At 67.1% G+C, this 21,056-nt stretch carries 18 protein-coding genes and 1 tRNA gene; 5 read left to right on the plus strand and 14 right to left on the minus strand.

The window, feature by feature from the left end; all coding sequences use genetic code 11:
• The first annotated feature begins 50 nt into the window (after positions 1-50).
• Positions 51-2,507 carry an ATP-dependent helicase HrpB gene (gene hrpB / locus QH195_RS16665; protein ID WP_280436053.1) on the plus strand — a complete coding sequence of 819 codons (2,457 nt, stop codon included), beginning with the start codon at positions 51-53 and terminating at the stop codon, positions 2,505-2,507.
• Positions 2,508-2,616: 109 nt separating this feature from the next.
• Positions 2,617-3,570, plus strand: coding sequence for a peptidase (locus tag QH195_RS16670; protein WP_280436054.1), 954 nt, complete (start codon positions 2,617-2,619; stop codon positions 3,568-3,570).
• Between the two features lie 40 nt (positions 3,571-3,610).
• Here the strand turns inward: QH195_RS16670 and QH195_RS16675 are convergent, their stop codons facing one another.
• From QH195_RS16675 to QH195_RS16690, 4 genes are all read right to left on the minus strand, one after another.
• Positions 3,611-4,243 carry a hypothetical protein gene (locus QH195_RS16675; RefSeq protein ID WP_280436055.1) on the minus strand — a complete coding sequence of 211 codons (633 nt, stop codon included), beginning with the start codon at positions 4,241-4,243 and terminating at the stop codon, positions 3,611-3,613.
• Between the two features lie 207 nt (positions 4,244-4,450).
• Positions 4,451-4,867 (minus strand): DUF5313 family protein, encoded by a 417-nt coding sequence (locus QH195_RS16680; RefSeq protein WP_280425874.1) that lies wholly within the window; start codon positions 4,865-4,867, stop codon positions 4,451-4,453.
• Positions 4,864-5,334, minus strand: coding sequence for a MarR family winged helix-turn-helix transcriptional regulator (locus tag QH195_RS16685; RefSeq protein ID WP_280425873.1), 471 nt, complete (start codon positions 5,332-5,334; stop codon positions 4,864-4,866). The genes QH195_RS16680 and QH195_RS16685 overlap by 4 nt, the downstream gene beginning before the upstream one ends.
• A gap of 326 nt (positions 5,335-5,660) precedes the next feature.
• A tRNA-Pro gene (locus QH195_RS16690) sits at positions 5,661-5,734 on the minus strand.
• Between the two features lie 578 nt (positions 5,735-6,312).
• Between QH195_RS16690 and QH195_RS16695 the strand changes: the two genes are divergently transcribed.
• On the plus strand, positions 6,313-7,104 hold the full coding sequence (locus QH195_RS16695; RefSeq protein WP_280436056.1) for an alpha/beta fold hydrolase: 792 nt from the start codon (positions 6,313-6,315) through the stop codon (positions 7,102-7,104).
• Positions 7,105-7,285: 181 nt separating this feature from the next.
• On the opposite strand, the gene xylB is transcribed toward QH195_RS16695, so the two are convergent.
• From xylB to eltD, 9 genes are all read right to left on the minus strand, one after another.
• On the minus strand, positions 7,286-8,731 hold the full coding sequence (gene xylB, locus QH195_RS16700) for a xylulokinase (RefSeq protein WP_280436118.1): 1,446 nt from the start codon (positions 8,729-8,731) through the stop codon (positions 7,286-7,288).
• A 71-nt stretch (positions 8,732-8,802) separates the two neighbouring features.
• The gene (locus QH195_RS16705) at positions 8,803-9,264 is read right to left on the minus strand and encodes a ribose-5-phosphate isomerase (RefSeq protein WP_280436057.1); all 462 of its coding nucleotides are present in this window, start codon (positions 9,262-9,264) and stop codon (positions 8,803-8,805) included.
• Positions 9,261-10,979: a dihydroxyacetone kinase family protein gene (locus QH195_RS16710; protein WP_280436058.1), complete on the minus strand. Its 1,719-nt coding sequence runs from the start codon at positions 10,977-10,979 to the stop codon at positions 9,261-9,263. Before QH195_RS16710 ends, QH195_RS16705 begins: the two co-directional genes overlap by 4 nt.
• Positions 10,980-10,989: 10 nt before the next feature.
• Positions 10,990-12,111, minus strand: coding sequence for an ABC transporter ATP-binding protein (locus tag QH195_RS16715; RefSeq protein WP_280436059.1), 1,122 nt, complete (start codon positions 12,109-12,111; stop codon positions 10,990-10,992).
• Positions 12,108-13,241 (minus strand): ABC transporter ATP-binding protein, encoded by a 1,134-nt coding sequence (locus QH195_RS16720; RefSeq protein WP_280436060.1) that lies wholly within the window; start codon positions 13,239-13,241, stop codon positions 12,108-12,110. The genes QH195_RS16715 and QH195_RS16720 overlap by 4 nt, the downstream gene beginning before the upstream one ends.
• Entirely contained in the window at positions 13,241-14,107 is an 867-nt protein-coding gene (locus tag QH195_RS16725) for a carbohydrate ABC transporter permease (protein WP_280425867.1), read from the minus strand. The genes QH195_RS16720 and QH195_RS16725 overlap by 1 nt, the downstream gene beginning before the upstream one ends.
• A gap of 3 nt (positions 14,108-14,110) precedes the next feature.
• Positions 14,111-15,070, minus strand: coding sequence for a carbohydrate ABC transporter permease (locus tag QH195_RS16730; RefSeq protein ID WP_280490138.1), 960 nt, complete (start codon positions 15,068-15,070; stop codon positions 14,111-14,113).
• Positions 15,071-15,101: 31 nt separating this feature from the next.
• On the minus strand, positions 15,102-16,508 hold the full coding sequence (locus tag QH195_RS16735; RefSeq protein WP_432278430.1) for an ABC transporter substrate-binding protein: 1,407 nt from the start codon (positions 16,506-16,508) through the stop codon (positions 15,102-15,104).
• 31 nt (positions 16,509-16,539) lie between these two features.
• Entirely contained in the window at positions 16,540-17,616 is a 1,077-nt protein-coding gene (eltD, locus tag QH195_RS16740) for an erythritol/L-threitol dehyrogenase (RefSeq protein WP_280436062.1), read from the minus strand.
• Between the two features lie 118 nt (positions 17,617-17,734).
• Between eltD and QH195_RS16745 the strand changes: the two genes are divergently transcribed.
• Together QH195_RS16745 and QH195_RS16750 are read left to right on the plus strand one after the other, a co-directional pair.
• Complete coding sequence (locus QH195_RS16745; protein WP_280436063.1) at positions 17,735-18,727, plus strand: sugar-binding transcriptional regulator; 993 nt, start codon at positions 17,735-17,737, stop codon at positions 18,725-18,727.
• Positions 18,724-19,485 (plus strand): SDR family NAD(P)-dependent oxidoreductase, encoded by a 762-nt coding sequence (locus QH195_RS16750; RefSeq protein WP_280436064.1) that lies wholly within the window; start codon positions 18,724-18,726, stop codon positions 19,483-19,485. The genes QH195_RS16745 and QH195_RS16750 overlap by 4 nt, the downstream gene beginning before the upstream one ends.
• Here QH195_RS16750 and QH195_RS16755 read toward each other — a convergent pair.
• Positions 19,478-20,956 (minus strand): FGGY-family carbohydrate kinase, encoded by a 1,479-nt coding sequence (locus QH195_RS16755; RefSeq protein ID WP_280436065.1) that lies wholly within the window; start codon positions 20,954-20,956, stop codon positions 19,478-19,480. The two genes, QH195_RS16750 and QH195_RS16755, sit on opposite strands and share 8 nt — an antisense overlap.
• Positions 20,957-21,056: the final 100 nt, after the last annotated feature.

A 21,056-nucleotide genomic window follows, 5' to 3' on the forward strand; every position in this document is an offset into this window, starting at 1 on the left:
TGGAGCGGTCGATGGGGCAGCCCGGCGCCGAGGCATCACACTGTTCGGTGATGAAACTGCCCGAGCTTCCTGATCTACCGATCCGTGGTGTTCTCGATCGCCTTGTCGAGACGCTGACCGCACACGAGACGGCTGTCCTGGTCGCGCCCCCGGGAACCGGCAAGACGACCCTCGTCCCCTTGGCGCTGGCCGCGAGCGCCGAGGGGCGAGTACTCGTGGCCGAGCCCCGGCGGCTGGCGGCGCGGGCCGCAGCGGGGCGGATGGCCGCGCTACTGGGCGAGCAGGTGGGTGAAACGGTCGGCTACTCCGTCCGGGGAGACCGCCGGGCCGGGCGGCGGACACGGATCGAGGTCGTGACATCCGGGCTGCTGGTTCGGCGGTTACAGGACGATCCCGAGATGGCCGGGGTCGATACCGTCGTGCTGGACGAATGTCATGAGCGGCATCTCGACGCGGATCTGCTGCTGGCGTTACTGCTGGATGCACGGGCCGGGTTGCGACCGGATCTGCGGGTGCTCGCCACCTCGGCCACCGTCGCTGCCGACCGTCTGGCGACGCTGCTGGGTGACGACCGTCCGGCGCCGGTCGTGCGGGTCGAGGGCCGCACCCATCCCGTGGACACGACATATCTCCCGCCGTTGCCGCGGGAGCGCAGAGAAGCACACGTCGCGCGCGCCACCCGGGCCGCGCTCGCCGGGACCGACGGCGACGTGCTGGTCTTTCTCCCCGGCGCAGCCGAGATCCGGAAGACGACAGCACTGCTGGCCGGCCTCGACGGCGTGGATATCGTTCCGCTGCACGGGCGGCTGCCGGCGGCACGGCAGGACACGGCATTGCGGCCCGGCCCTCGGCGTCGCGTGGTGCTGTCCACGGCGGTGGCCGAGTCCAGCCTGACCGTGCCGGGCGTCCGGGCAGTCGTGGATTCGGGGCTCGCGCGGGTGCCGCGTATCGATCGGGCGCGGGGGCTGTCCGGACTGGCGACGGTCCGGGTTTCGGCGGCGGTGGCCGGCCAGCGCGCCGGACGGGCCGGTCGCGAGGCCCCCGGCCGCGTGTGGCGCTGCTGGCCGGAATACGAGCACGCCACCCTGCCCGCCTATCCCGAGCCGGAGATCCGTACCGCCGACCTGACCCGGTTGGCGTTGGAACTGGCGTGCTGGGGCACCGCCGACGGGCACGCCCTCACCTGGTGGGACGCGCCGCCGGCCGGCGGGCTGGCGGCCGGCCGCGAGGTCCTGCACGTGCTGGGAGCCGTGACCGAATACGGCGAAGTCACCGACCGCGGGCGGCGGATGGCCCGGGTCGGATTACATCCCCGGCTGGCGCGCGCCTTGCTCGACGGGGCGGCCGTGGCCGGGGCGCGCGCGGCAGCGGAAGTGGTCACCGTCCTCGACGACGACACCCATGTGTCGGGAGTCGATCTGGTAGCCGGTCTGCGAACGCTGCGGCGCGAGCAACCCCCGCGCTGGCGGCGCGAGGTCGAACGCCTGGCCCGATCGGTCGAGGGACCGGAGGGTGTCGACGACCCCGCCTATGTCGTCGCGCTGGCCCATCCCGAACGGCTGGCGCGCCGCCGCGGCCCGGGTTCGGCGAGCTACCTCATGGCCGGCGGCACCGCCGTGACACTGCCCGCCGGCGCCGGGACAGGGGATGCGGAGTGGCTGGCGGTCGGTGTCGCGACGCGTGATCCCGGGCGATCCGAGGGGTATATCCGGCTGGCGGCGGTCGCCGATGAACAGCTCGCACGGCGTGCCGCAGCGAACCTGGTCACGACCGCCGACGAAATAGACTGGGTCGACGGCGACGTGGTAGCGCGGCGGATCGAACGCCTGGGGGCGATCACCCTGTCCGAACGACCACTGCGCGACCCCGATCACCACAAGCTCGCCGCGGCCGTACGGCGCGGCCTGGCCTCCACCGGACTCGGCGTGCTGTTCTGGAACGCGGAGGCCGTCGCCCTCCGGCAGCGCCTCGGCTTTCTACAGCGCACCCTCGGCTCCCCATGGCCACCGGTCGACGACGAATCGCTGCTCGCCGCCGCCGACCTCTGGCTCGGTCCCGAACTCACCACCGCCCGCCGCCGCGCCGACCTCGAACGTATCGACGCCGGACAGGCACTCCACCGTCTGCTGCCCTGGCCGGACGCCGCCAGGATGGAGGAGCTGGCACCGGATCGCCTGGAGGTCCCCTCCGGTAGCCGCCTCCGTCTGGACTACTCGGCCGACCCGCCGGTACTCGCGGTCAAAGTGCAGGAAGTCTTCGGCTGGACAGAAACTCCACGGCTGGCCCAGGGCCTGGTCCCGATCGTGCTGCACCTGCTCTCCCCCGCCCGGCGCCCGGTCGCGGTCACCGCGGACCTGGCGTCCTTCTGGCGTACCGGCTGGCCGCAGGTCCGCGCCGATCTCCGCGGCCGCTATCCCAAACACGCCTGGCCCGAGGACCCCACCACCGTGCCCGCCCACCGGGGTACTGCCCGCAACGCGGCCCACAGCCGGCCCGGATCACCCTGACACTATCCAGCCGGGGCGCCGGAGCGATTGCGCTATGGTTGCCAGAGCGCTCCGCATCGACGTCGGGTAATTATCGAGCTCAGCTCGCACCGGGAGGTCAGGGGTGAGGATGTATCGCACGCTCACACTTGTCGCAGCTGCTTTGCTCGCCGTAGCGGGTTGCGGCGACGATCCGCACACCGGCGTGCCCCGCTCCCCGGAGATTCCCGCCCCACCGCCGCAATTCTGGTCGGCACCCGCCGATACCCCGCAACAACAGGCCGCCGTCGCCCAGGCGACTCGGCAGATCGACGTCTGCGCCCTACTCCCCCGCGATACGCTCGACGTCCTGGATCTCGGCGACATCCAGAACGTAACTGTCGGCCTGGACTCGTGCCGAGCCGCCCTCGGCGAACCGCCCCCGGCCGAAGCCGCCACCCTCACCTGGCATTCGACCCTGCTGCCCCCGCTTGCTCCCAGACTCGGTATCAACAAGCAGCTCGGCGACGTGAACGTCCTGCTGGTGCCCGATCGCGACCCGGGCGCACGCGCCTGTGGCGCCACCGCCCGCTTCCCGTCGGGCGCCGCGTTCTACCTCGGTCTCTCCGTCCCGAACCGGGATTCCTGCGCGGTCGCCGATAGTTTGCTGCCCGGTATGATCGACCGCTGGCGGCAGTCGCCGGCCCAGGGCACCTCCCCCGATACCGTCACCACGGTCCTGCTCGGCGCCGATCCGTGCGCCGTCCGCGCGAAACTGGACGGCACCGCCGATACCGACCAGCGCCGGCTGACCCAATGCCTGTTCCGGTATCGCAACGAAACCGTCACGGTGGCCTACGATTACCGCGTCACCGACCAGGTGCGCGCCCGCGCCACCGAGGAGAAGATCGACAACCGCACCGTGTTCCGCACGACATCGCTCTACGACAGCAGTATCCCCATCTACTCCGCCGTCGTCGGCCCCGAATTGCCTTCCGACAGCACAGCGTTCGTTCCCCGCGTACCGGCCGTCGAAGTCACCTCGGCCACCGACGACGTCGCCCGGCAGGTGATGTCGCAGGTTCTGACCCTCTTCCCTCAGTAGACGAGCGCGCGACCGTCCGGTCGCGCGGCCGCGGCCGTTCTCACGCCGACCCGCCGTGCAGTCCCGGTCGTCCCTGGAAGCCGGGCCGGTCGACCCGGGGATCGGTGGCAACTCGGGCGTGAGCCGGTGCATCGGCTACCCGGCGCCCCTCGACCGTCTCGACCTCGCGCCGCCCGAAGGCGATATCGCGAACGCTACGCACCGACAGCCTTCCGAGCGAGGTCGCGGCGAAGAACAGGATCAGCGCCCCGAGCCCGTAGAAGAACGTCAGCTGCACGAAGGCTTGCTTCCATTCGGAGCCCGCGACGGGTTCGCCGATATCGCCGAGTCCCAACGGACCGGCCAGCAACGGCCCGATCACGAACCACGCACCGGCCGCCACGGCCAGCCACGCTCCCGCACTGGCCACGACCCGGTTCCGGCTCAGCAGCATGAGCAGCCCACCGATTATCGCCACCACTCCCGGCAGCACCTGCAGCCAGCCGCGCGCCGCCGACCACACCCACGGCTCGTCCGGTGTATACGCAAAATCGAAATACGGCCCGATGAACGGGATGAGCGCGCCCCAGATACCCAGCAACAGAACGGCCAGCCCACCCAGGGCACCACGGCTGCGCGGAATATGCACGCGGCCCGCGCGCCCGGTGGTAACACTTTCGTCGACGTCTCTCATGACGCCTCCAATCATCGACAACAATGCCGACCTCGCAGTACCCGGGCCGGGCAGATCTACGCAGGTTCCGCCGCCGACACGGGCCGATGGATACCGCATCCGCCCCGGGAGCGCCGGTGCCACGTAACCGGTCGAGGGCGCGGCGCCGCCGACAGCATCTCGAGTCGCACGCGGGCGTCTCCGCGGCGGGCCGATTCTGCTGTCGTGTCAGCCGCGGTGGTAGCGCCTTTCATAGCTTGCGCGTTCCTCGGCGGCGCGGCGATGCCGGTCCGGGTCGGCCAGCGCGGGATCGAGACCGTGCTTGACCAGGACATGGCGCCGGTGCACATACACCAGCGCGACCGCGAAGAAGGCCAGCGGGAGGAACACCAGCGCGGCCATCGAGACACCCATCCACCACGGACCCGGCACCAGCGCGAACAGGCACAGGAACGGGATCGGGGGTAGCAGGAAACGTTGCAGGTACCGCCGGGTGGCGCCCGGACCGGTCTGGTCACGAAGAACCCACTGCTGCATCGAAGACGGCAGCGGCTCACCGAAGACGTAGCGGATTCGCTGGGTCGGTGTGGGAGTCCGGTCGCTCACCGGGCCCTCCTCCTGCCGGCGGCTCAGGGGTGCGTTCATGATTCCTTCTCCGGGTGCACGAGCGCTGCTCGCCGGGCCGCCTCGTTCACGCGGCCGAGCACTTCGCGAAGTTCCTCGAGGTCGCTCAGTTCCACACCGAGCCGATCGACCACAGCGGGCGGGATCCGCTCGGCTTCCCGGCGCAGCGCCCGCCCCGCCTCGGTGAGATCGACCACCACGGTCCGCTCGTCACCGGGGTCCCGCCGCCGGGTGACGAGACCGGCGCTCTCCAAGCGTTTGAGCAGCGGCGACAACGTGGGCGAATCGAGCTGAACAGCCTCCGCGACGGCCTTGACCGACATCGGCCCCTCACCCCACAGCGCCAACATGACCAGATACTGCGGGTGGGTCAGACCGAGCGGTTCCAGCAGCGGCCGGTAAACAGCAAGCACCGAGCGGTTCGCCACGGCCAGCGCAAAACACACCTGCCGCTCCAGCCGCAGCGGGTCATCGATCTCCGCGGTCATCACACCTCCATTGGTCGCTACCCACCCGAACATAACCCGCGAACAGTTAATGCACAAACTATTCGAGCGTGATCTCCGGCAAGGCTGCCCCATCGGTTGCCGGGACAGCCGGACCGACGAGCCGCCAGATCGCACAGGCACGGACTTCGGGATGTAATGGGCGACGATGATCGTTCGGCACGCTCTCATCCACGCGGACCAGCAGCCCGCAGACCCCCGAGCTTTTGGACCGTCAGAGGCGCACTGGTTCCGAGCAGGTCCCGATCTTCGATTGCCGCAATAGCAGAGAATCCCTCCCCACGCTGGTGGGAAGGGATTTCCGGTTGTCGGGCTGACAGGATTTGAACCTGCGACCACTTGACCCCCAGTCAAGTGCGCTACCAAACTGCGCCACAGCCCGCCGCACCCCTCCGGGGTGCTCGATGAGATTACCTCACAGTCGTTTGTGACTACTAATCGGCAGGTCAAAGGGGGTGAATCGGCCTGCGCAGGCAAACCGGCCAGGGACCTATCGCGGATCCGGCGTTCGGGACGTCGAAGCGGCTACCCGGAAGATCCAAAATCCGTTGAGAACATGGGCAAGAGCATGTTCAGTCAGCACATGGGAATTGCGCGCCGAGGAACACGGATCCTGAAACTCGATGGCGAACGCTACAGATGGGTGGTGTCACCGGACGATGAGCCGGGCTTGGGGATTGTCGTGGAGATAGCCGAGGGACACGGACAGCGGATGGTCACCTGGGTCGACCACGGCACGATAATCACTCCGCGCTTGGTCGCGCGGGCCGTACACAGAGCACTCCACCGGGGCTGGAATCCGACGCAGCGGGGTACGCAAGTCGTCTATCGGATCGAGGGCAGGGGACAGAAGCAACGTCCATGCAGGTCTGCGCGCATGGCTGCCATGACGGTCTCTGCGCAGGTAGACAGCTGAGCTACTGCACCCGCCGACAAAAGAGAAGAAGGGGCAGGCAGCCGATGCCATACGCGACAACACCGGACGGAATCCGCATCGCCTACCAACTCCAAGGCAATGGACCAGCGCTGGTCCTGTTATCAGGCCAGGCCAACAACCATCGCTGGTGGGACGCGGTCCGCGCCGACTTCCACCTTGCCCGCAGCACACTCACTCTCGACTACCGCGGCACCGGCGACAGCGACAAGCCGGACACACCCCACAGCACCGACCTGTTCGCCGAGGACGTCATCGCCGTCCTCGATGAGCTCGGCATCGACCGAGCCGATGTCTACGGCACTTCCATGGGAGGTCGAGTAGCCCAGCAACTCGCGGCCCGGCACTCGCACCGGGTCAGTGCGCTGGTTCTCGGCTGCACCTCACCCGGCGGCCCGCACAGCATCGAACGTGGCAACGATGTGCGCGAGACCCTGGCCCAGCCTCACCTCGCGGCCGCACGGCAAGCCCTGCTGGAGCTGATGTATACGCCGCACTGGCTCGCCGACCACCCCGGCCCACACCACACAGTCGGTGACCCCGGCATGCCCGCATACTCCCGACGCCATCACCTGGCGGCCAGCAACCGCCACAACGCCTGGGACCTGCTCCCACGCATCGGTGCACCTACTCTGGTCGTCCACGGAACGGGCGACTTGCTCAACCCCGTCGCCAACGCACCCTTGCTCGCCGATCGCATCCCGGGCGCCCGGCTGCACCTGATCCCCGAAGCCCGGCACGCCTACTTCGAGGAATTCCGCGCACACGCGAGCCCCCTGGTTCTGGACTTCCTCACCACCGGCCGGCACGGGCTGTAGAAGCGCCGGAGCCACCCAGCACTCGGCCACCGCGGACGCGAACAGTCCGCAGCGGCCGGATGTCTCAGAACCTTGGCAATGAGACGGTTGTTGCACCGACGGCTTCGTCGTCGCGCTCGTGAACTACATCTTGGAGGGAGTCTGCCCAAAGCAGAGTGGTCCGACATCGCTCGACAACACCCTAGGAACCGGCGACCTGGGCGGCCACTCGTCGATATCGGGCGAGCACCCCCGAGTTCCGCTGTGCGGTGTAGGTGCCGACGTCGGATACCGGCCAGGTCGGTGGTCGGTGTCCACCGGACAAGATCCACGCCGCTTGCCGTGCGGCACCGTCGGCGACATATTCGCCGGGTTGCGGAACATGCACGGAGACCCCGAGTACGGACGGGGCGATCTCACGAACCGCGGCCGACCGGGCGCCACCGCCGACCAGAGTGATCTGCTCGATCGAAACGTTCTGTGCACGAACAGCTTCCAATGCGTCGGCCATCAGGCAGAGCAGACCCTCGACCGATGCGCGCGCGAAGTTCTCTCTTGTCATGGAGGACAACGTCATACCATCGAGCACGCCGGTGGCGTGGGGAAGGTTCGGTGTCCGCTCTCCTTGCAGGTAGGGCACGTGGACCATGCCGCCCGCGCCCGGGGCGGCGCTCAATGCCAGCGCATCGAATTCGTCGTGGTTCACACCGAGTACCACGGCCATGGCGTCGAGAACCCGCGTGGCATTGAGTGTGCACGCCAGTGGCAGGAATTTGCCGGTGGCATCGGCGAATCCGGCCACCGAACCGGTGGGATCGGCCGATCGATGCTCCGAAACCGCGGCCACCACACCGGAGGTACCCAGCGAAAGGAAAACCCGGCCGACGTCCAGTCCGAGTCCCAATGCCGCCCCGGCATTGTCACCGCACCCGGGCCCGATCATCGTGCGGGAAAGGCCGAGTCGGGAACCTCCCATACCGGCCTGCTCACAGGGACCGTGGACGCGGGGCAGCATCAGGGAGCGGATATCTTCCTCGTGGCGCCGCAGAGCCAGTGCGAGCAGGTCACGTCGGTAGGTTCCGGACACCGCGTCGAAGTAACCGGTCCCCGAGGCGTCGGAGCGGTCGGTCACCAGATCGTCCAGGGAGCCGGCGCCGCGCAGGCGCCAGGTGAGCCAGTCGTGCGGCAACGCCACCGCCGCGATGCGCGCGGCATTGCCGGGCTCGTGGTCCGCCAGCCACCGCAGTTTGGCGACGGTCAGCGCGGCCACCGGCACCGTGCCGACAGCCTCGACCCAGCGGCGAGCGCCCAGCACACGGTCGCCGTCACCGAGTTCCCGGACGAGTGCGTCGGCCGCGTCGGCGGACCGCGTGTCGTTCCACAGCAGGGCGGGCCGGATGACCCGGCCTTCCTTGTCGAGACACACCATGCCGTGCTGCTGTCCGCCGACCGACACCGCGGCCACGTCGTCGAGCCCACCTGCTCGCTCGAAGGCGAGCTGCAGCGATTTCCACCAGTGCTCCGGGTCGATCTCGGTACCTGACGGGTGTTCGGCGGCACCGTGGCGAACCAGCCGGCCGGAGTCGGCGTCGCGTACCACTACCTTGCATGCCTGGGTCGAGGAGTCCACACCGGCAACCAGCGTCATCTGTCGCGTCACGAACATCCTCCAATCAACAGATCGGTCGGCACCGGGGCCGCCGACGGGGCGAGCTCGGATCAGTATTTTTCGTAGCTGCCGATGGCGGCGACCTTCGCCGCCGACGCCGATTCGGGGTCGAAGTGGTATCCGAGCCATTCCTTGGCCAGCCGGCGAGCCAGTTCGAGGCCGATGACGCGCTGCCCGAAGCACAGCACCTGTGCATCGTTGCTCAGTACCGAACGCTCCACCGAAAGGCTGTCGTGCGCGGTGACCGCGCGAATCCCCGGTACTTTGTTCGCGCTGATCGCCACACCGAGGCCGGTGCCGCAGATCAGCAGTGCGCGATCCGCTCCGCCGGCGGCGATCGTCCGCGCGGCGGTGACCGCAACATGCGGATAGGCGGTGTGCTCACCGTTTCCGATGCCCACATCGATCACTTCGGCGACCCGGTCGTCTGCCTCGAGATCGGCCTTGAGGGCGTTCTTGTAGTCGAGCCCGGCGTCATCGCACCCGACCACGATCCTGAGCAATTCGGTCATCGGTGCGCTCCTTCTGTGATGATCGGTTCGAAGAAATCGGCGACGACTCGCGCGCATATCGCCAGTGAGATCGCGCCCGCGTCGGGGCTGCCGATACTGCGTTCTGCGAGCGGGCGAGCCCGGCCCACTTTGGGACGCAATTCGGCCGTCGCGCGGGCTGCGGACTCGGCGGCGGCGGCCGCACTGCGCCAGGACGCACCGCTTTCGGCCACCTCGACGAGCGGCAGCAGGGCGTCGAGCATGGTCTTGTCGCCCGGTCGGGCTTTGCCCAGGCGAGCGAGCGAATCGTAGGCGGCGCGCAGTCCGGCGACGATATCGGCGTCGGTAGGGCGGCCGGCATCACCGAGCCGGTCCCCCAGTGCGGTCAGCGCCGCACCCCACAGCACGCCCGAGGTGCCGCCCGCCTGCGCCGCCCACGCTTCACCGGCCGCCTCGAGCACTCCGCCCTGGCCTGCCCCGGTTGCGACGGCCGCGTCGGCGGCAGCGCAGGCCGCGGCAGTGCCCCGGACCATGCCTCGCCCGTGGTCGCCGTCGCCGGCGATCGCGTCGATGCGGCCCAGTTCCTGTTCCGCCTCGACCATTGCCGACGCGACAGCGTGCAGCGCCTCGGCGAGGGCGACGCCGCCCTGTCGTGCGGCGTCATCCGCCGTCGCCACCGTATCCGCGTGGTGGTGGGTGTGGGTGACGGCGCTGCGGCGAGCGATCGGCGGAGCCTCGACGATGCTTCCGCGGCGATACGCCGGGGTATCCGCCGGCGCGGTCCAGAACCGCTCCAACTCCTCGTCGAGCCACATCACGGTCAACGAGCATCCGGCCATGTCGAGGCTGGTCACCAGCTCGCCGACCTCCGGCTGGACCACCGTGTAGCCTGCCGTGCGCAGCAACTCGGCCACGGTCGCCCAGACCACGAACAATTCCTCGTACTTGGTGCGCCCGAGACCGTTGAGAATCACCGCGATTCGTGAACCGGCGCCCGCCGGCTTCTCCTTCAGCACCCCGGTCACCAGCAGTTCGGCGAGTTCACCGGCGCTCGGCATCTCGTGCGTGGCGACGCCCGGCTCGCCGTGAATTCCGAGACCCAGCCCCATTTTTCCCGCTTCGACGGTGAACAGCGGCGTCGAGGCACCGGGCAGAGTGCAGCCGTCGAAGGCGACGCCGAGTGTCCGCGTGTTGTCGTTGGCCAGGGTCGCGACCCGGAATACACCGTCCAGGTCATAGCCCGCCTCCGCCGCCGCGCATGCGCATTTGAACACCGTGAAGTCACCCGCGATACCACGCCGCGCGGCGATATCGTCGGCTGATCCGCTGGCGATATCGTCGGTGACGGCCACGTAACGGGCCGGGATGCCCTCGGCGTTCAACTGCTCGACCGCCAAACCGAAATTCATCACATCGCCCGCATAGTTGCCGGTGGTCAGCAAGACCCCGGCGCCGCCGTCGGCGGCTCTGGCCACCGAGGCCGCGGCGGCTGCCGAGGGGGAGGTGAAAATGTTGCCGACCACTGCGCCGTCGGCGAAACCGCGACCCACCAGCCCGCAGAACGCGGGATAGTGGCCCGTTCCCCCACCGACGACCACAGCGACTTTGCCCGGCGGCGGCGCAGACGCGCGAACCACCCCACCCGGAACACCGGTGACGTATCCCGCGTTGGCGTCGAGAAATCCGGCCAGCATATCGTCGGTGAACGATGCCGGGTCGTTGTACAGCCGCGTCATCAGATGCCCTCTATCGCAATCGTTGTCCGGATTCGGGATCGAACAGGTACACCCGTTCCGGCGGTACCGTCAGCGCGACCTGCTGGTGCACCGCGAAGTTCTGCTGGGCCGGGGTCTCGACCAGTACGGGCTCCGCGACACCGGGTACCTCCAGCGCCGCGCGGCCGAACTCCATCAGGTGTTCGAAGTAGCGCACCGACGCCGTCAGCCGGCCGGGGCCGGCCGGCTCGGTGGAGAGCCGGCTGTCCTGTGGCCGGATACCGACCTCGACCTGCTGACCGTCCTCGACCGTCGAGACAGCGACGGGTACCGTACCGCTGCCGATCTGGACGACCGTGCCCGCACCGTCGCGGCGGACCACACCGTCGACGATGTTGATCTGCGGCTCGCCCACGAATCCGGCGACGAAGCGGTTGGCCGGATCGTCGAAAACCTCGTCGGGTGTGCCGAACTGCTGGATGATTCCGCCGTCCATGACGGCGAGCCGGTCGGCCAGGCTCAGCGCCTCCACCTGGTCGTGGGTGACCACGATCGTGGTGTAGCCGAATTCCCTTTGCAGTACCTTCAATTCGCGCCGGACCCGCTGCCGCGCCGAGGCGTCCAGATGCGAGAGGGGCTCATCCAGCAGCAGTACCGGCGGATTCCGGACCAGCGCCCGTGCCAGCGCGACCCGCTGCTTCTGCCCGCTGGACAGGCTAGCGGGCCGCAGGTCGAGCACATCCTGTAGTTCCAGCCGCTGCGCGATATCGCTGACGAGCCGGTCGGCGTCCGCGACCTTGCGCGCCTTCAACCCGTAGCCGAGGTTCTGCCGCACCGATAGCGGCGGATACAGGGCATAGCTTTCGAAACCCACGCCCACACCGCGCTTCCCGGGCGGCAGGTTGGTGATGGTGCGGTCGCCGATGCGGATGTCGCCGCTGGTCACCGTCTCGAGACCGGCGATCATACGCAGAGTGGTCGTTTTCCCGCAGCCCGATGGACCGAGCAATGCGACGAGTTCGCCGGGTTCGATATCGAGCTCGATGCCCTTGACCGCCTGGAAGCTTTCCCGGCCGCGTGCGACGTAGGTCTTGGTGAGGCGCTCGAGGGTCAACCGCTGCGCCGTCGACCCGTTTCTGGTTTCGACTGTCATCGCCGCTCCTGGGAGTTGGATGCGGCAGCACCGAGACGGAGACTGTCGCTGCCGGGTTCGCCTGCTTCGAAGATGTGCACATCGGCCAGCGGTATCGTCACCACCACGGTGCCGCCCTCGCGAATATGCGGTCCGCCCGGGGACAGCGCGATCAGCGACGTTTCGCCGATATCGACGGAGACCTCGATACTGCGCCCGAGTCGTTCGGTCAGCGTGATCACGCCGGTCAGGTTCGCCACCCCGGGTGCGGTGCTTGCTACGGCGGCGAGGGTGATATCGCAGGGGCGAATGCCGAGCCGGACAGCGCTGCCCGTGCGGAGGCCGAGTTCGGTAGGCACCGGAATCTCGATACTGCTTCCGGGTACCCGCAGCGCGCCATCGTCGACGATCGCATCGACGATGTTGATCTCCGGCTGGCCGAGCGCTTTGGCCACGAAGGTGTCGATCGGCCTGCGCCAGATGGTTTCCGGCGTATCCACCTGCACCAGCTTGCCGTCGCGCAGGATGGCGATTCGGTCGCCCAGCGCCAGAGCTTCCTGGTAGTCGTGGGTGACGTAGACGGTCGTCGTATTCGACATCCGACCGAGCTCGCGCAGTTCCGCTCGCATGGCCGCACGCAGTTTCGCGTCCAGATGAGACAGCGGTTCGTCGAGTAGATAGACGTCCGCGGGCCGGATCAGCACCCGGCCGAGGGCCACGCGCTGGCGCTGCCCGTTGGACAGTTCCCGTGGAAACCGCTGCTGCAGATGGTCGATGCCGAGCGTCACAGTGACGGCATCGACGCGCTCCTGTTGCTGAGCCGCGGAGTACTTCCCGTTACGTCCAGAGCGCAGCGGGGAGGAAAGGTTCTGCGCCACCGTCTGCTGCGGATACAGGGCGTAACTTTCGAACGCCATCGCCACATTGCGGTGATAGGGCTCGATGTTCGTCATATCCGCGCCGCCGATATGTACCGAACCACCATCCACCTGGACCAGCCCGGCAATCGATTTCAGCGTGGTGGTCTTACCCGCACCAGAGGGACCGAGGATGACGAAGAATTCGCCGTCGGCGATATCGAGCGATAGATCGTCGATGCCGACTGTCTTACCGTAGTGCTTGGTGAGTCCGTTGACCGTCAGCTCCGCCATCAGGATTTCACCGCCCCGAAGGAGAGACCGCGCACCAGGTATCGCTGGATGGTGAGCGCCAGAATCAGTGGTGGCAGGGCCGCGATCACCGCGGCAGCAGCGGTGAGGTTGTAATACGCCTGTCCGCCACCGCCGAGGTACTTCGTGATCGCCACGGTCACGGTGGCGGCATTGCTGTCGGCCAGGATCAGCGGGAACACGTAGTTGTTCCAGGCGAAGATGAACGCGAGCAGTGCCGCGGCGGCGATACCCGGCCGCACGAGCGGCAGCGCGACCATCACGAAGGCCCGCCGGCGGGTGTACCCGTCCAGCAGTGCGGCCTGTTCCAGATCCTCCGGCAGATCCTGGAAATAGGACCGCAGGATCCACACCACCAGCGGCATCGTCACCAGCTGGAGCACCCACACCATGCCGACCTTGGTGTCGAACAGGCCGATCTGGTTGTAGATGACGAACAGCGGAACGATCACCATCAGTTCGGGAGCGAACCGGAACGAGAGCATGGTGAACATCAGGTCGTTGGAGCCTTTGTACTGCCACCGGCCCGCCGCATAGGCCGCGGGAATACCGATGACCAGGGAAACGATCACCGCACCACCGCAATTGAGCAGGCTGGTCACCAGTGCCGCTTTGAAGTCCACGCTGGTGAGTTCGGTGCCCTTCCCGCTCAGCACCGTGCTGAAGTTCTCCAGGGTGGGGCTGAACGTGAAATAGGTGGTGGTCTGTTGCGCCGGCGTCTTCAACGCCAGCAGGACCATCCACACGATGGGGAACAGCGAGAAGACGAACCAGCCGATCAGCACGATATCCGCGCCCACGGAGGCCGGGGTGAAACGGCGCTGCCCGGGTAAGAGTTCCTTGGCCATGATCTACGACTCCGCTCCGGCAGCGCGACGCTGCGCCTTTCCGAGCACGCTCACGAGGACGCGTGCGGTGATGAACACGATCACCCACAGCAGGAACATGTAGGTGCTGCCGCGGGAGTAATCGAGGTTGATGATGGAGTCCTCGAAGGCCCCGATCTGCAGGGTCCGCGTCGCTACGCCAGGCCCCCCCGAGGTGAGGACGTAGACCGCGTCGAAAACCTTGAGGTTGTCCATGAAGCGGAAGATGACCGCGACCAGGATGTAGGGCCACAGCATCGGCAGCATGAGCTTGCGGAACATGTAGAACCAGCTCGCGCCGTCCACCGCCGACGCCTCGAACGGCTCCTTGGGCAGCGAACGGATGCCGGCGAGCACCAGGATCGCGACGAACGGAGTGAAGATCCACAGATCTACCAGGATCACCGACCACAGGGCATTGCCACTGCTGAGCCAGTCGAAGGTGGATCCGAGACCGAGGATGTGGTTGAGCACGCCGAACTGCGGGTTGAACATCAGCTTCCAGATGACGGCCGCGATCACCGGCGCGATCATCAGCGGCAGGATCAGCACCTTCTCGAAAATCCGCCCGATGAAGCTGGAGCGGTTGAGCAAGAGGGCAATGCCGACACCGACGAGCGTCTCCAGGACGGTGGCCACTACCGCGAAGGTGCCGGTGACCCGGACACTGGTCCAGAATTCGACGTCACCCAGCACGCTCACGTAGTTGCGGATTCCGACGAAGATCGGATCAGGGTTCACCGCGGCGTAGTTGAGCACCGAGTAGTACGCGCCGATCACGAACGGGTAGAGAATCCCCACGACGATCAGCACCGCCGGAATCGACAGCAGGTACGGCCGCAGCGACCGCCGCCATCGCGGCACCTCCGGAGGATCAGTTCGCTTCGCTGCACCCGGCTTTTCCGGGTCGGCATGTGACGGTGGACGAACCGATTGAGTGGTCATGTCGACCTCCCTTTCTTCGACCCACGCCGGGTCAGAGATTGACCTTCGACGTACAGGTCTTGGCCAGGCTGGCCAGTCGGGAACGGGCGCTCGCACCGCCGTAGATGTCCTGCAGCGCGACGGACCAGTCCTCCGTGGTGTCGAAGAACTTCTTCTGCGGCGTGAACTGAATCTTCGAGCTGCCGATCACCGTCTCGAAGGCTTCGAGGTAGCCGGGCATCCCGCCGAGCTGCTGTTTGAACACACCGTCGAAAACCGACTTGCGCACGGGATCGGCGAAGATCCCGCCCCGCACGGCTTTCGAGAGGGCTTCCTTACCCGTGACCCACTGGATGAACAACCAGGCCGCATGCTTGTTCGTCGACTGTGCGTTCATTGCCAGCGACCAGGTCCACAGGTTGGTGTTGTAATTGCCCCCCGGGCCGGCAGGGCCCGGATACCAGCCGATATTGCCCGCTTGCGCACTGGCACCCGGCTTGTTCTTCGGGTAGGTCGCGCTGTCGGCGTCGTAGACCATCATCGCGGTGCCGTCACCGAGGTCGCCGGTGGCCTGGGGATAGTCGTAGGTGGTCCACGACGTCGGCCCGGCCAGGCGCTGCATTTCGATCCATTTCTCGGTGAAGTCCACCGAGGCGTCCGAGGCCATGGCGGCCTCGAGCCGGCCGTCGACGAGTTCGTAATCCTTCGCGCCCTCCCTGACGAATTGCGTCATGAAGCCGGGATGGATGGTGGCCCACGACTTGGATCCGCGGGTGGCGATGCCGTACCGGTTCTGGGAACGGTCGGTGAGATCGACGGCCAGCTGGATGAAATCGTCGAAGGTGTCCGGCAACGTGATCTTGCGCTGGTCGAAATAGGCCTTGTTGTAGGCGACCACGTTGTTCTCGAAGCCCCACGGGATCGCCCACTGTCCGCCGGTACCGAGCGGACTTCCGAGTTCGAAGTCCCATCGGGTGGAGGTGCGCAGACCCTCGTAGATGTCCTCGAAGTCGTACGCGTCACTGGTGGCCGAGGAGTTGGCGATCCACGGGGCCAGATCCTCCAGCCAACCGGGCGGCCCGTACTGCCAGATGAAGTAGGCACCCAGCATGAAGACATCGTGTTTGCCGGTGCCACCGGCCAATTCGGTGTTCAGCTTGGTGAAGTAGTCGGCCTCCGGTACCAGATCGGTGTCGACCGTGATGCCGGTCAGCCGGGTGAACTCGGCGAGCAGTGGTTGCAGCGACTGCTGGTACGGGTGCGGGGTCTGCAACAGGTGCAGAGTCGTCCCCTCCGCAGCGCGCCAGTCGAAGGGTCCGCTCACCTCGCCCGCACCGTTGACGGCCTCGAATCCGCCACCCACACCGCAGGCCGAGAGCACCGGTAGTGCCGCGGCGGCCGCACCGGCCAGGCCCAAAGCCCGTAGCATGTCCCGGCGCGAGAACTGATTTCTGCTCATATATCTGTTCCTCATCGAACTTCTCGGCAGGTCAGGACGGAATCAGCGAAACCTTCACCGATTCGGTTCCGCTGGCCACCAGATCGAGACCTTTTTGAAAGTCGCTGAGCGGTAGCTGATGTGTACAGATCTTGTCCATCGGCAAGATGCCCGACTCGAGCATGCGGATGGCGGCCGGCCAGCAGTGCGGGCCCAGATGCGCGCCGCGCACATCGAGCTCCTTGTCGTCACTGATGATGCTCCAGTCGACGGAGACATCACTGCCGAATACGCCGTACTCGACGTAGGTTCCCAACTTGCGCAACAGGTTCAAGCCCTGCGGCACGGCGGAGGGATGGCCGGTGCCTTCCAGGTAGACGTCGGCACCATAGCCGTCGGTGAGTTCCATGACAATGGCCTGGGCGTCCTCGTCGCGGATGTTGATCACCATATCGGCGCCGCACTCACGAGCCAGCAGCAACTTCTCCGGCGCCATATCCAGCGCGATGACATGGGCAGGACTCTTCGCCCGCGCACCGGCCACCATGCCGAGACCGATCGGACCACAACCCGCCACCACCACGACATCGTCGAAGGTGATACCCGCCCGCTCGACCGCGTGCAGTGAACACGACAGCGGCTCGGTGAATGCGGCGTGTGCGGCCGGAAGGTCCTTGGACACCTTGTGCACCAGCGCTTCCGCGGGGTAGACCATGAACTCCGCCATAGCGCCCGGGGTCCGGCGCTTGAAACCGTAGAGGTCGTGCGGTTTGCACATGTGGTACTGCCCGCGTAGGCAGTACCGGCATTTCCAGCACGGCACGATCTGCTCGGAGACCACTCGGTCCCCTACCTCGACGCCCCAGCGCGCGGCGCCCGCGGCATCGATCTGCACGATTTCACCGACGAATTCGTGACCGGGGATCACCTCCGTCTCGGCCCACGCGGGGCGGTTCTCATCGCCCCAGAACTTCGGCGCCCCGTGGTAGCACTTCAGATCGCTCGCACAGATGCCCACCGCCTCGACCCGCACCAACGCTTCGCCGGGCCCCGGTACCGGAACGGGAACCTCTTGCAGCCGATAGTCCTCGGGACCGTGGCAGATCACCGCTTGCATCGTCTCCGTCATCACCACTGCCCTTCATCCCTATGTTCGCGATCACACTAACCCAGGTCGGCACATTGGTCCAGAACGAATGTTCACGGAATTATTGGCGTGAACTGATGTGCAATGCGATACTTCTGCCATGCACAGCAGCTCCGAAACTCGTGCGCCGACAAGCGCCGAGGGTGGCCGCTTCGCGCCGTCGCAGCTCTACGCGGCCGCGAAAATGTACTACGACGAGGACGCCACCCAGGCCGAAGTCGCCCATAAGCTGGGCGTGAGCCGGGCGACCGTGAGCAGGCTGCTGTCCGAAGCCCGCCGCCAGGGCATCGTCCACATCGAAGTCCGCGCACCCCATGCCGACGACCGCGGCGATCTCGCGAACACCCTCGCCGATGCGATCGGGTTGCGACGGGTGTATCTGTCCGCGCCGCTACCCGCGCCGACCCCCGCCAAGCCGACCGTGGAGGTAATGGGCAGCTACCTCGCACCCGCAGTCTCACGCGCACTTTCGGAGGTCGGGCTGGTCCCCGGAGACGTGCTGCTGGTCTCGTCTGGACGCACCGTCCACCAAGTGGCGCAGTTCGACCTCGAACGCATCCCCGGTGTCCTCGTCACCCCCACCGTCGGTGGCAACGACCAGCCCGAGGAGTGGTATCAGACCAACGAGATCACCCGGCTCATCTCCAACAAACTCGGCGGCCGGCCGAACTACCTGTTCGCACCCGCCCTCCCCGGACCCGAGCTCTACGACACCCTGCATGCCGATCCGTCCATTCAGCGGGTGCTGAATCTGTGGCCACGGGCGCGGTGCGCGCTCATGGGCGTCGGTGCGCCGCCGCTGCTGCGCGATGACATACCACAGTTCGTTCCCACCACCTCCGCATCCCTGCGCGAAGCGGTGGGCGATGTGTGTTCGCGGTTCTACAACCGGGAAGGCGAACCCGTCGACTTTCCCGGCCGCGAACGGCTGATTGCCGTGGAATTGTCCGTGCTGCAGAAAATCCCGGTGGGGATCGCCGTGGCCGTCGGCGCGGACAAGGTGACCCCGATTCTCGCCGGGGCGCGCGCCGGGTACTTCAACCAGCTCGTCACCGATCCATCGACCGCACAACAGCTTTTGGAGAGTCTGTGAACTCGATTCGCCTCGACGGTAAGCGCGTACTGATCACCGGTGCGTCGAAAGGCATCGGAGCCGATATCGCCGAGACTTTCGCGAATGCGGGGGCCTCGCTGGTGCTGTCCGGTCGTGACCAGGACACATTGGACGTTCAGGCCCGGCACCTGGCGCAGCAGTACGGGGTTCGCGTCACGGCAGTGGCCGCCGACCTCGCCGATCCGGGCGCTCCCACCCGATTGGCCGCGGAGGCCGGCGCGGTATTCGGGGGGCTCGACGTGCTCGTCAACAACGCGGGCATCTCACATCCGGAGATGGTCACCGATCTGACGGCGGCATCGTTCGACGAGGTCCTCGCCGTCAATCTGCGCGCTCCGGCACTGCTCGCCGCCACCGTGGGTGCGGCGATGGCCCGTGCGGGCGGCGGATCGATCGTGACCGTCGCTTCCGCGGCCGCCCTGCGCGCACTGCCCGAGCACTACGCGTACTGCACGTCGAAGGCGGGCCTGGTGATGGCGACCAAGGTGCTGGCACTCGAGCTCGGGCCCGACGGCGTGCGCGCGAACTCCCTGTGCCCCACCATTGTGCTCACCGATATGGGCCGCAAAGTCTGGGGCGAGGAAACGAAGGCTGCGCCGATGCTGGCCCGTATCCCGCTGGGCCGCTTCGCCGCACCCGCGGAGGTGTCCGCGACAGCGCTGTTCCTCGCCTCCGACCTCGCCTCGATGATCAACGGCGTCGACGTTCCGATCGACGGTGGTTACGCGGTCAGCTGAGCCGAGTCAGGGTATGCACCTGGTCCCGGGTGGCCGGATACAGCTGCAGCCATGTCTCGTACAGGGCGTCGTATCGCTCGCGGTATTCCGGGTTCGGCGTAATCTCGCCGGCTATCCGCGTCCAATCCGTCTCCGGCGCGACCAGTCCCACACCGATAGCGGCCAGCAGGCCGTCACCGTAACTCGCGCCGATGGTCTGTTCCGGCTGCAGCTGGGTCAACCCGGTGATATCGCTGAGCGCCTGCGCCCACACCGGACTGCGCAGCCCCCCACCGACGCCGACCGCCCGCAAGACCGGCGAATCGGCGTTGTCGAACATCTCCAGAATCTGGCGGATCCCGAAAGAGATTCCCTCGTAGGCCGCGCGGAACAGATGACCACGCCCGTGCCGCAGCGTCAGTCCGGCGACGATACCGCGCGCGTCGGGATCGAACACCGGCGTGCGCTCACCGGCCAAGTAAGGTAGCACCAGCAAACCCTCCGAGCCCGGCGGCACGGCCGCGGCCTCGGCCATCAGTACGTCGAATGGGGCCCCGCCGGTCACCTTCTGCAACCAGTTGGCCAGCGTACCCGCGGTCGATGTTCCCGCCGCGAGCGCGAAAGTGCCCTCCTGGACACCCGTCGTCGTCCACAGCGCCGGGTTCGTATGGAACGTTTCCAGCACCTGCACGAGGAACATCGTCGATCCGTACATCAGCATGAGGTCACCGGGATCGCGCACACCCACGCTGAATGCCTCGGCATAGGCATCCACGGTGCCCGCGACGACCGGCGTGCCCGCCGGAATCCCGGTCTCCGCGGCCGCCCGCGCGGTCACCACGCCGACCACCTCCGACGGCCACACGAGCCGGGGCAGCGGCAACGCGCCCAGAACTCGCCCGGCCCATTCGGCGTTCCAGTCGAAGTCGCGAATCGAATACAGTGGATCGCATTGGCTGGCCGTGTGATGGTCCTGAACATACTCACCGGTCAGCTTCGCCACGACGAATGAATTCGAGCCGTACCAGCGGCGGGCACGAGCGAACACCTCCGGCTCGTTCTTGCGCACCCATTCGATCTTCGGGCCGACCGCCTGACTCGACAGCGATTTGCCCGTCCGCGACAGAATCTTCTCCGCGCCGAACAACTCGGTGAGTTCGGCGATCTCCACCGACGCCCGGGTGTCGATGCCGTACAGAATGGCGGGCCGTACCGGCTCGAGATCCTCGTCGCACAACACCAGGCACGGACCGACACCGCTGACGCACATCCCGGCGATCCGCGCCCCCGACGGTATGGCGGCCATCAGTGTGCGGCTGATCGCGCACACCTCCGCCCACCACAAGCCCACCGCGTCGACCTCGGCCCACCCCGGCCGCGGCATCGACATCTCATGACCCACCTGATGCTCGGCAACCACCACTCCATCCGGGCGCACGAGCACCCCCTTACTACTCCCTGTCCCCATATCGATACCGACGAACAGATCCACAAACGTCAGCTTAGGGGCTGCTGCACGGATAGGAGACACGATCCGGCTTGCCGACAGGCGAGCCTGGCAGGCAGCTATCGTGCCCAAGCCCTACCCGCAG

Origin of the sequence: Nocardia carnea (genome assembly GCF_029868855.1) — a bacterium.
In the GTDB taxonomy this organism is placed as follows: Bacteria; Actinomycetota; Actinomycetes; order Mycobacteriales; family Mycobacteriaceae; genus Nocardia; species Nocardia carnea_A.

Coding starts and splice junctions, on each gene's coding strand:
- xylB (WP_280436118.1), bottom strand. CDS start 8,731: ATGACGCTGGTTGCCGGTGTGGACTCCTCGACCCAGGCATGCAAGGTA.
- QH195_RS16680 (WP_280425874.1), bottom strand. CDS start 4,867: ATGAACGCACCCCTGAGCCGCCGGCAGGAGGAGGGCCCGGTGAGCGAC.
- QH195_RS16685 (WP_280425873.1), bottom strand. CDS start 5,334: ATGACCGCGGAGATCGATGACCCGCTGCGGCTGGAGCGGCAGGTGTGT.
- QH195_RS16745 (WP_280436063.1), top strand. CDS start 17,735: ATGCACAGCAGCTCCGAAACTCGTGCGCCGACAAGCGCCGAGGGTGGC.
- QH195_RS16730 (WP_280490138.1), bottom strand. CDS start 15,070: ATGACCACTCAATCGGTTCGTCCACCGTCACATGCCGACCCGGAAAAG.
- QH195_RS16675 (WP_280436055.1), bottom strand. CDS start 4,243: ATGAGAGACGTCGACGAAAGTGTTACCACCGGGCGCGCGGGCCGCGTG.
- QH195_RS16720 (WP_280436060.1), bottom strand. CDS start 13,241: ATGGCGGAGCTGACGGTCAACGGACTCACCAAGCACTACGGTAAGACA.
- QH195_RS16710 (WP_280436058.1), bottom strand. CDS start 10,979: ATGACGCGGCTGTACAACGACCCGGCATCGTTCACCGACGATATGCTG.
- QH195_RS16715 (WP_280436059.1), bottom strand. CDS start 12,111: ATGACAGTCGAAACCAGAAACGGGTCGACGGCGCAGCGGTTGACCCTC.
- QH195_RS16670 (WP_280436054.1), top strand. CDS start 2,617: ATGTATCGCACGCTCACACTTGTCGCAGCTGCTTTGCTCGCCGTAGCG.
- QH195_RS16725 (WP_280425867.1), bottom strand. CDS start 14,107: ATGGCCAAGGAACTCTTACCCGGGCAGCGCCGTTTCACCCCGGCCTCC.
- QH195_RS16705 (WP_280436057.1), bottom strand. CDS start 9,264: ATGACCGAATTGCTCAGGATCGTGGTCGGGTGCGATGACGCCGGGCTC.
- eltD (WP_280436062.1), bottom strand. CDS start 17,616: ATGACGGAGACGATGCAAGCGGTGATCTGCCACGGTCCCGAGGACTAT.
- QH195_RS16695 (WP_280436056.1), top strand. CDS start 6,313: ATGCCATACGCGACAACACCGGACGGAATCCGCATCGCCTACCAACTC.
- QH195_RS16735 (WP_432278430.1), bottom strand. CDS start 16,508: ATGAGCAGAAATCAGTTCTCGCGCCGGGACATGCTACGGGCTTTGGGC.
- hrpB (WP_280436053.1), top strand. CDS start 51: ATGAAACTGCCCGAGCTTCCTGATCTACCGATCCGTGGTGTTCTCGAT.